The 3,221-nt window shown below is 47.5% G+C and carries 1 protein-coding gene; it reads left to right on the forward strand.

Annotation, left to right across the window (positions count from 1 at the left end; all coding sequences use genetic code 11):
* Positions 1–3,221 (forward strand): amino acid adenylation domain-containing protein (locus AB4Z08_RS35690; RefSeq protein ID WP_441578556.1); only part of this gene is annotated, 3,221 nt, incomplete at both ends.

Below are 3,221 nucleotides of genomic sequence, written 5' to 3' on the forward strand. Positions count from 1 at the left end.
GGTGATGTTGTGAAATATGGTACGGATGGCAACATCCTGTTTATTGGCCGTGGAGATGATCAGGTAAAGATCCGTGGATATAGGGTAGAATTAGGCGAGATAGAACGTACCCTGAATGCCTTCGAAACAGTAGAGCAAGGAGTGGTGATCGTAAAGACAGATGCTGTCAGTGATAAAACATTGGTAGGTTACCTGACGGTTACATCCGCTTTTGATAAAGCAGCGTTATTAGCTTACTTAAAAGCGCAATTACCGGATTATATGGTGCCGGTACACCTGGTAGTGCTTGATCAATTTCCGTTGCTGAACAACGGTAAGATTGACCGCCGGGCTTTACCCGAGCCTGGAGCAGATAACATGGCTGCCGGTACATACCTTGCACCGGTTACCGCATTGGAAACAGCGCTGGCCAATATCTGGATCTCGCTACTGGAAGTACCACAGGTAGGACTACACGACGACTTTTTCGCATTGGGCGGCCATTCACTACTGGCCATTCGCCTTATCTCGGCTATGCGCAAACAATTATCGGTAGAGGTAACGATCGCTGATATCTTTGACTATCCTACAATTGCCCGGTTATCTGTACAGCTGGATCAACGTTCGGGTAATATATTAATGCCGGCTATAACCCGCCAGGAAAGACCATCACAAATCCCACTTTCGTATAGCCAGGAACGTTTGTGGTTTATCGATCAGCTGGAAGGTAGCATTAACTACCACGTAGCGGCTGCATTCAGGCTGGAGGGAACTCTTGACCGTAGAGCTTTGTCCTGCGCCCTGAAAGAAATTGTAGACCGCCATGAAGTACTGCGAACCATCATAGCAGATGATGCCGGTACAACCTATCAACATGTGCTGGATGCCGGTTTGTGGCAATTGCAGATAATGGAGGATCCTGGTTATTCCACTCCGGGTGTGTTAGAGGAACATATACGGTCATTTATTGAAACACCGTTCGATTTATCCGCAGATCATAAATTAAGGGTACAATTGATAGCATTGAGTGAAGCAGCGCATATCCTGGTAATTACGTTACATCATATTGCCTCTGATGGCTGGTCCACAAGTATCCTCATAAAAGAGTTGGTAGAACTATACAGCGCCTACACAAACGAAAGGCCGGCAAAGTTGGCAGCATTACCGATACAGTATGCTGATTATGCCATCTGGCAAAGGAAATATCTCACTGGTACGGTATTAGATAAAAAACTGGATTACTGGAAAAGGAAACTGGCAGCAATTCAAACACTGCAATTGCCCTATGATTTTCCCCGTACAGCTTTCACCGGCAAACGCGGCGCCTACAGGTATTTCCAGCTGGGTAAGGACTTGGCCGACCAGTTGAAAGCTTTGTCGCAGCAACAGGGGGTGACTATGTATATGACATTATTGGCCGCCCTGAAGGTATTGTTGTATCGTTATAGCGGTGAGGAAGATATCTGTGTAGGAAGTCCTACAGCCGGAAGGACGCAGCAGGAGGTAGAAGGCCTGATTGGCTTTTTCATTAATACGCTGGCATTACGTAGTGATCTGAAAGATAATCCTTCCTTTACGGCATTCTTACAGCAGGTAAAGCAAACTACTTTGGATGCCTATGCGCATCAGGAGGCGCCTTTTGAAAAAGTAGTGGAAAGCGTAGTCACTACCCGCGACCTTACCCGGCACCCTTTATTCCAGGTGATGTTTGTATGGCAAAATACGCCTGACTTACCGGCCATTCGTTTTGGTGAGGTGCAATTATCGGAAGTGTCGGTGTCACGCACCACTTCCCAGCTGGATCTGACATTATCCCTGCAGGAAACCCCGGATGGCTTACAGGGAACGATCCAGTATTTTGCTGATCTGTTTAATGAAGAGACTATCGCACAACTGATATCGCATTACGAAGCATTGCTGCGGGCAGTAGTACAATCACCTGATGAGCGTATCAGTACTTTGAGGCTATTGAGTGTAGAGGAGGAACAGGTGTTGCTGGCAACATTTAATGATAACGTTGACGCCTATCCGGAAGATAAAACACTCACCGCTTTGTTTGCAGAACAAGCTGCACTTCATCCTGCGGTTACCGCAGTGGTAGCAGGTGAACAAAGGATTACCTACAGTGAGCTGGAGAAACGTTCGGGTCAACTGGCCCATTACCTGCAACAGAACGGTGTAACAGCCGGATCATTTGTAGGTATCTGTATGGAACGATCCGTGGAGATGATAGTGGGTATACTGGGTATCCTGAAAGCCGGAGCTGCTTATGTGCCCATAGATCCGGACTATCCATCTGAAAGAATCATCCACATGTTAACAGATACCGGTGCAGAGATTATATTAAGCAGCCGTGCCGGCAAGGGAGCGGTTGGGGATATGGGCCGCGTCATCGTTGTACTGGATGAAGACTGGGATAAGGTGGCAGCGCTGCGTGTAACTGAACCGCTGAAAGCGGTGCCGGCTACGGCAGCAGCTTATGTGATTTATACCTCCGGTTCTACCGGCAAGCCCAAAGGGGTGATCGCCRTGCATAGTGGAGTAGTAAACCTGGTGCATTGTCAAAGTAAAGCATAYCAGATTGCATCGGGTGAAAATATATTAATGACATCTGATTACTGCTTTGATGCCTCTGTGGAACAGCTGTTTTTTGCCTTGTTAAACGSGGTGACGCTGGTATTGGTGGATAAGGAGATACAGGCAGATATGGGACTGTTTGAACAGTTTTTAAATGAACAGCAGATCTCCCATTTAGAAGTCACACCGGGTCTTCTTTCCAATATCACTGCCGGCAAATATCTTGCATTGAAGCGGATAATATCCGGAGGGGAAACCTGTASCAGTGAACTGGCCGGACGCTGGAGTAATTTAGTGGATTTCTATAATATCTATGGYCCTACAGAAGCCACGATATCTGCATTAATCTATAAATACGAAAGGGGGAGGTCATACCCCGCGGGGACTTTGCCCATAGGTAAACCATTGGCCAATGTGCGGGTTTATATTCTGGACCAGGCGGGTCATCCGGTGTCTGCTGGGGTAAAAGGGGAGTTGTACATAGGAGGAGCCGGCGTAACGCGGGGTTATCTTAATAACCGGGAATTAACGGCAGAGAGGTTTGTGGCGGACCCATTTTCCAATAAGGCAGGTGCTAAAATGTACCGTACCGGTGATATGGGCAAATGGTTGTCAGATGGCAATATCCTGTACCTGGGCCGCGCCGATGAACAGGTAAAAGTTCG

The sequence above is a fragment of the Chitinophaga sp. RAB17 genome, assembly GCF_052114225.1.
Taxonomy (GTDB): Bacteria; Bacteroidota; Bacteroidia; order Chitinophagales; family Chitinophagaceae; genus Chitinophaga.